Here is a 7238-nt window from a genome sequence, read left to right on the forward strand (position 1 = left end):
CATGTGTAAATACCCATTTTCACATGTTTTATTACACTTTCTTACTGCCCATGAAAGACATTTAATAATACCCTAGATGGTATTAAGGAATTCTTTTAGGGACGCTCATGAAAAAAACACTTATCGCATCAGCTTTATTACTAGCAGCACCGAGCTTTGCAGCCGATTGGCAAACTATTCATACCGAACATTTCAACATTCACTACAGTGTTGAGCATGCTGATTTTGCTAAATCAACTGCAGCAGAGCTTGAAATAGTACGCAACAAAGTGCTTGAGCAGCAAAACCGAGTACTTGATAAAACAGTTGATGTAGTGGTGTTTGATCCCCTAAATGCGGCAAATGGCTTTGCGCTACCTACCTCAAATAATCCTGTAATGGCGCTTTTTACAACCCCACCACAATCCGACACCGTTATATCAAACAGCGCTGGCTGGCAGCAGTTACTTGTACTGCATGAATATATTCACTTAGTACACTTAGCACAGCCTACACGCAATGACTGGCAGCAAAAAGTACGTGGCATATGGGATTTATACGACTTAACTTACAGTGATACACCGCGCTGGGTAGCCGAAGGTTATGCCACATTGATTGAGTCTAAAATGACGGGCCGTGGGCGTTTATTTGATAACTACTCAGAGTCAATACTGCGAGAATTTGCTCAGCAAGGTGCTTTGCCAACCTATGGGCAATTAAATGGCGAGCAGGGCTTTATGGGCGGCTCAATGGCGTATTTAATGGGTAGTCGCTTTTTAAATTGGTTAGAGCAAAACTATTCAGAGCAAACACTCGATAGTGTTTGGACGCGAATGCAAGGCGTAAAAACGCGTGACTTTGATGAGGCATTTAGCGGTGTGTTTGGCCAAAGTGCAGCCAAGCTATATCGTCGATTTATAGCTGAATATACCTATAAAGCAATGCAAATAGAGCAAGGAGAGCCGTTACTTAATAGTGAGCTTTGGCTTGAGCTAAATTTATATGCAAGTAACCCAGCACTTTCAAAAGATGGTAGTAAAATTGCAATTGTTGAGCGAGATAAAGAGAGCAATACCAAGCTTATAATTTATAGCACGGATGACAACATTAAAGCGCAAGAAGAGTTTACTAAAGCGCAAAAAGAGCTACTCGAAAATGATGCACAAGACATCCCCGATACAGCGCCAAGTGTGTTTAAGCGCGAACAAAAACAAGTGCTTAATCAAATTAATCTAGCCGGTATTGCAAACCCGCAATGGGTAAATACTACAACGTTGTACTTTAATGCGTACAGCAATGAAGAGTCGGGTATTTATAACAAAGTGTCTGACATATTTAGCTATAACACTGACACTGGAAATATTACACAACTTACCGAACTTGCTGGTATACGTCGTTTTAACGTAACCAGTAACGGCGAAACCTTGTATGGCGAGCAAATAAGAGATGGCTACTCTGAATTAGTAAAGGTTGATCTAAATACGCAAACCATCACACCATTATTTACAAAAAGCCTTGAGACAACTTACGATTACCCAATACTCAGTCCTGATGAAACTAAATTAGCTTATTTATCAACGTCATTAAATGAAAACTGGCAGTTGTATATACAAGGTGTAAGCGGCGAACAACAGCAACTAGTACCTATGCCAAACGGGTATCAATATTTAAGCCAGCCGAGCTTTAGTTTTAATGGCGAGTCACTTTACTTTGTTGCAGGCTTAAATAGCACTACTGATATTTATAACTACAACATAGAGAGTAAAACACTTACCAAGTTAACTCAGGGGCAGGAAGCCGTTGCCCACCCGATTGAAATGGCCGATGGCTCGTTACTCTATTTTTCGATAACCGCAGATGGGCCAAATATAAAAACACTGCCAAAAGCTATAAACAGCACTGTAGTTACTGAATTTTCGGCTAACAAAAAAGCACCGCTGCTAATTGTAAACGAACATACGCTTCCAAAAGCTAAAATATATACGCACCAAACAACGCAGCAGACAAATTACAACGCACTCGATCAGCACGCTACTTTTGCACTAGGAACACAGTATTATTCGGCTTCTACCAGTTTGTTAGATTTAAGCATTAAAAGTAGCGACTTATTAAAGCAGCTCGACTTGCAAGCGGGATATAGCACTGATTTACACGATGGAGCACTGCACGGTGGTTATGTGCAGGCAAAATATAATGCGCTTGATGTAAAACTGAAACTTGCACTGTTTGACTATAATTTAGATACATCGCGCCAGTATCAACAAAGCCTAAATGCAGATATGGATGCCCGTGGTGGTTTTGCTGCAATAAGTTACCCCGTTAAATTTGGGCAGTTAAGTATAACGCCAGAGCTTGCCTACAATTACACAGATTATAAACAAAGCCATAAAAATTGGACGCGTTTAGGCGTTGCTCAAAATTGGCAATATGATCGTCAAGATTTTGCTATAGGCCAAAGTATTTATGCGAGTTGGTACGATGGCAGTAGCAAAAGTAATAATTGGCAAGGTTATGATTTAGCCGCCAAAATTTTTGGTAAAGCCTTTGGTATTCCTCTTTATGCAAACTTTTCTCAAAAGCAGCGTGACGACAGGAGCCTTGCATTAGGTGGCTTTAGCTCAAATCTTATTAATCAGCAGCAAAATAGTGAATATGTACTTACATCTGAGCTGCCTTTTTACAGTGCAACTGCAAAGCGCTATCAAGGCTACGGTGGCGGCTTTAGCTTTAAAGAAGGCATGCCGTGGCTTTATTATAAGCAACATCAACTCGAGGGCACTGTATATGCACAAAGTTACGGGATAAAACACCAAGGTGATTTTAGTTTTGGAATGGGGCCTGCTGGTATAAATGACTTAACATTTAATATGGGACTGTCGCGAGTAGAGGGCGACAGTTTTGAAGATGAAATGCGAGCGTGGCTGAGCTTTTATTATTCGTTATAAATATTAATTGGCTAAGTTACTTATCCATCTGCAAGGATAGTAACTTAGCTTGATATACATCGAGTTTTTGATTATCACGTTCTAGTTCAATTGCTTTCTCAAGTAAGGTTTGTGTTTGTTTAATATTACCTTGTTGATAGCGAACTTTTGCGAGTTCCAAGTATAGCTCAGCAATGTAAGGCGCTTTAGTAATCGCTTGGTCAAGGTGTGCTTTAGCTTGATGAGCGTGGCCAGCTTGTAAGTTGTTTTTAGCGATCACTAGTAATTCGTATGGGTCTTTTTCTTTATTAACTAATTGTGAGGTGAGCTCTTTAACAAGCTCTTTGTCGCCTAACTTTTTAGCTAAAAGCTGATAGTTGCTGATTAAATTAATGCTTATTTCATTATTACTAAGAGCTGTTTGATAGATGTTTTTAGCGCTTTTTAAATCACCAGCCCGACGATGCAAAACGCCCGCTATATTAAATAATTCAGGATCATTGGGAGTGTATTTGTTTGCTTGTAAAATAAGTGAGTAAGCAATATCCAGCTGTTTTTCTGCTAATGCTGTTGCAGCTAAATTACTATAAAACTTAGAAACTAAATCGTTATAATCTGCACTGCTTGAATAAAAGCTGCGGCGGGTAGGAAAGTAGTCGATTAAGGTGCCCGCTCTGAAAAATTCAACAATATTATCATCTTTTTTCTCTACTTTTGGGGCGTATACTCTCGTTCTAAAGTGGCTTGCTACATAAACAACATTATTTTCTTTTGCGTATATGGGCTTACTTGTAACTTCTTGAAAGCTTGTTTCTAACCCGAGAGCTTGTGCATAGCTTTGCGTTAAAATGGCTAAACTAATGCAATTACCTTGCGAAAGTTTTAAGGCTTGGGCTGAAGTAAGTGTATCGCCGTGGTATTTAAAGTTAGCTAAGTTGCTTTCGAGGTAGTTGTAAATAATGCGGTCATGACGGATTTCAGACTGTTTTTGTTTTTCGGCATAGGCTAAAAATTTTTCTTTTTCAGCATTTGGTAACTCAAAAATACTGTACTCAGAAGGAGTGTCGAGTTTATTAAACAAAGAATGGTTTAATAGTTGTTCAAGCTCTATTTGTTGTTCTACTTGCTGAACCTTGGTTGTGTTACATCCAACTAAATATAAAAAAGTAATACAGACTGCTATTTTATAAAACATCATAAACCCACTCCATTGTTAAATTTTACATTACAATGTGGTGGGTTTTTAATCAAGCACTTGCTGTGCTGCGTTTACTTGAGCGATTTTTTTGTGATTGTTTTTTACGTTTACGGCGGGTAAACCACAAGTAAAAACCAGTACCTGCTAGCCACACTGGGCTCAAACCAATTACGCACCACAGTATTTTACTTATTAGCCCTGCAAAGTAGCCAAAATGAAGTTTTCTAAAGCTATCAATTACTTGCCAGCCAACGCCTACTTCGCGAATATCCCAGTTAGTTAAATGTTCGCCTGTTTGCTTATCGTAGCTAACCGTATTAGCGTATTCGCTCGCAAGCGGGTTATTTGTATCGACTTCGCCGAATAAGGTGATATTTTCGTCAGGCTCGAGTGGCATAACTAAAAACGTACCATTAAAAGTGGGTATTTGCTTTTTACTGTCATCGAGTATGTGTTGAAACGAAATATCGCTATTGTGCAAGTTTTTGGTTAGTACAAAGTGCTCTTCCTCAGCGTGTTCAATAACTTCGTGATACCACACCGCCCAGTTAAAGTAGCCACCTGTAATAGCTAAAATAATAATGATGGGCGACCCTATCACCCCCGTCATTTTATGAATGTCGCTAAGTACAATTTGCAGTGTTGCACGCCAGCGCACACTAAATAGGCGCTGCCAAAATTTACGATAAATAATAAGCCCAGTAATACCTAATACCAATAAAAACAGAGCAAAAAAGAAGCCTAGTACTGTGCCTGTTTGCCCTGGCAGGTTTTTAAAGTCGTTAAGTAAAAAGGTGTAATGCAGTTCTAAAAACCAATCAGTAAAATAATGGCTGGTACCAACAGGCTCTGACAAAATGTCACCCGTATACTGGTTTAAATGAAACTTATACCATTGCTCTGTCCCGCGTTTAACTAAGTAAACCCGATCAGCAGTATCATCGTTAAATATTTCCCAACTACCTACTACATACTCAGGGTAAGCAAGCTCTGTTTTTGCGATTAATTTGTCGATTGGCATGCGCTCTGGCAGTGCTTTTATAACATAGTGACTGCTTGGCATAAGTAAGCCATCTATTTCACTTTTAAAAACTAATACGCTCCCTGTAATACTAATAACAATCAAGGGAATGAGAGCTATAAGAGCGATCCAACTGTGAATTTTAAAAAGAGTTTTTCTCATAGATAGTTTTATATATTGCAGTTAATGACTTGCGCATGATAACAACTATCATTTTCATTTGATAGCTTGTGAGTAGGTTTTCTATTAAATAAGTAAACCGTGAACTTAATTCTACGGTTTTTGTATACCTAGCTTGCCAGTACCTAAAATAAGAATGTCTTATTTAGTTGAGTTAAATTTACGCGGCTCTACAATGCCGCGCTCATAGTAAAAGCCTTTTAAAAACAGATGTTTATTAAATGTTTTTATTTCTGTTTTTAATTAACATTTATATAACGAGCGAGGTTGCTTTGGCGCATTATTTGCCTATATTGTCTTCTTTTATTTTGGTTTTTAGTTTTTTACCATTACTAAACAAAATTCGAAAAAATCGTAGTGTCTCTGGTTTGTCACTATTAATGATGACATTTGGATTAGCACAAAGCCTTTATTTTATAACCTACAATATTTTCTTTGAGCGCTATTATATTGCGTTACCATTTATTGTAACCGGTGCATTAAGCGGGCTTATTTTATATTTTTTTGCACGTTTCAACGCAGCTAAACGAGAACGTGTACAGCTGGTTACTATGCTAGGCTTTTCGTTACTGCCGTTTTCACTGCTTTTAAATTCAAGCCTTGATACTGCAACGGTATTAAGCGCTTTAACGTATGTTGGCCTTGTGATGAGTTCTGTACGTGTTATGCCGCAAACTTATAAAACATTGCGTACGGGTAATGTGAGTAATTTAAGCGCGCGCTATTTTAGCTTGCAGTTTATTGCTGGTATTTGCGGCTTAGTTGTTGAGCTTACAACAGTTGCTCCAAGCACGGCGCACTTACTTATGTTTATTATGCTATTGCTTACCAATGCTGTGCAATTTGGTTGTATGCAATACTATAGAATACGACCTGTAATGGCTTAAAGCAAAAATAAAAGTGCTAATTTAGTTTAGGTATGGCAGTTTTAAGCTATTAATCATTACAAAGTTTAAACAATGCAATTAGCTATTCATCAAATTGATGCGTTTACGAATGAGTTATTTAAAGGTAACTATGCGGCAGTGATCCCACTAGAATCGTGGTTAAGTGACGATTTAATGCTTAAGATTGGCGCTGAGAATAACGTATCTGAAACGGCTTTTACCTGCCTGCAAGCCGATGGCAGTTTTGTTATTCGTTGGTTTTCGCCGTTAATGGAAATCGACTTTTGTGGTCATGCCACACTTGCGGCTGCTTATGTTTTATGTGAAGAGCATAACATATCGCAAATTCGCTTTATTGCTGATGCGGTGGGCGAGCTAATCGTTAATAAAAACGCTGATGGCAGCTTTGCAATGACCTTTCCTAAACAAGCACCGGTTGAGGTACAAAATGTACCGCAGCAATTGCTTGACGGCTTGTCTATACAACCGAGTAAAGTGCTTAAAAACCGCCAAGCTTACTTTGCTATTTATAAAAATGCCGATCAAATACTTGAATTAATAACTAACTCCGAGCTTTTAAAAACGCTTTATCCACTTGATGTAGTAGCTACAGCACCTAGTGATGATTATGATTTTATATCTCGTTATTTTTGGCCCGCAAGCGGTGGCGACGAAGATTATGTAACAGGTTCTATTCATACTGGCTTGGCACCTTACTGGGCGCAGCAATTGGCTAAAACTACGTTAAGCGCTTATCAGGCTTCAAGCAGAGGCGGGCATTTAATTTGCAAAGTGGATGATACAACCGTCACCTTAACGGGGCATGCTGTAAGGTATTTAAAAGGCACTATTTATATTTAATTAGGAACTTTATATTTGACAAGGAATAATGTTTAACTATTCATTTCAAAATCATATTAGCAAGTTGTTTTGTAACTATTCAGCCTCATCTGAAATGAATATATCAGGCAGCTGATTTTTGAATAATAACTCAAGGGCTAGGCTTGCAGATACATATTGTTTTCTGCAAGTCGATAAATAGCTTCTCA

The 7238-nt window shown here is 38.4% G+C and carries 5 protein-coding genes; 3 read left to right on the forward strand and 2 right to left on the reverse strand.

Translation table 11 applies throughout. The features are described from left to right. Positions 1-107 precede the first annotated feature (107 nt). Positions 108-2924: a TolB family protein gene (locus tag I6F10_RS14840; RefSeq protein WP_165743238.1), complete on the forward strand. Its 2817-nt coding sequence runs from the start codon at positions 108-110 to the stop codon at positions 2922-2924. A 16-nt stretch (positions 2925-2940) separates the two neighbouring features. On the opposite strand, the gene I6F10_RS14845 is transcribed toward I6F10_RS14840, so the two are convergent. Together I6F10_RS14845 and I6F10_RS14850 are read right to left on the reverse strand one after the other, a co-directional pair. After that, positions 2941-4101 (reverse strand): tetratricopeptide repeat protein, encoded by a 1161-nt coding sequence (locus I6F10_RS14845; protein ID WP_197099075.1) that lies wholly within the window; start codon positions 4099-4101, stop codon positions 2941-2943. A 49-nt stretch (positions 4102-4150) separates the two neighbouring features. Then, positions 4151-5284, reverse strand: coding sequence for a PepSY-associated TM helix domain-containing protein (locus I6F10_RS14850; RefSeq protein WP_165743240.1), 1134 nt, complete (start codon positions 5282-5284; stop codon positions 4151-4153). Between the two features lie 290 nt (positions 5285-5574). Between I6F10_RS14850 and I6F10_RS14855 the strand changes: the two genes are divergently transcribed. Both I6F10_RS14855 and I6F10_RS14860 read left to right on the forward strand, forming a co-directional pair. Further along, the gene (locus tag I6F10_RS14855; RefSeq protein ID WP_165743241.1) at positions 5575-6189 is read left to right on the forward strand and encodes a PQ-loop repeat-containing protein; all 615 of its coding nucleotides are present in this window, start codon (positions 5575-5577) and stop codon (positions 6187-6189) included. Positions 6190-6261: 72 nt separating this feature from the next. After that, on the forward strand, positions 6262-7050 hold the full coding sequence (locus I6F10_RS14860) for a PhzF family phenazine biosynthesis protein (RefSeq protein ID WP_165743242.1): 789 nt from the start codon (positions 6262-6264) through the stop codon (positions 7048-7050). Positions 7051-7238 lie beyond the last annotated feature (188 nt).

This window comes from Pseudoalteromonas sp. SWYJZ98 (assembly GCF_015864495.1).
In the GTDB taxonomy this organism is placed as follows: domain Bacteria; phylum Pseudomonadota; class Gammaproteobacteria; order Enterobacterales; family Alteromonadaceae; genus Pseudoalteromonas; species Pseudoalteromonas distincta.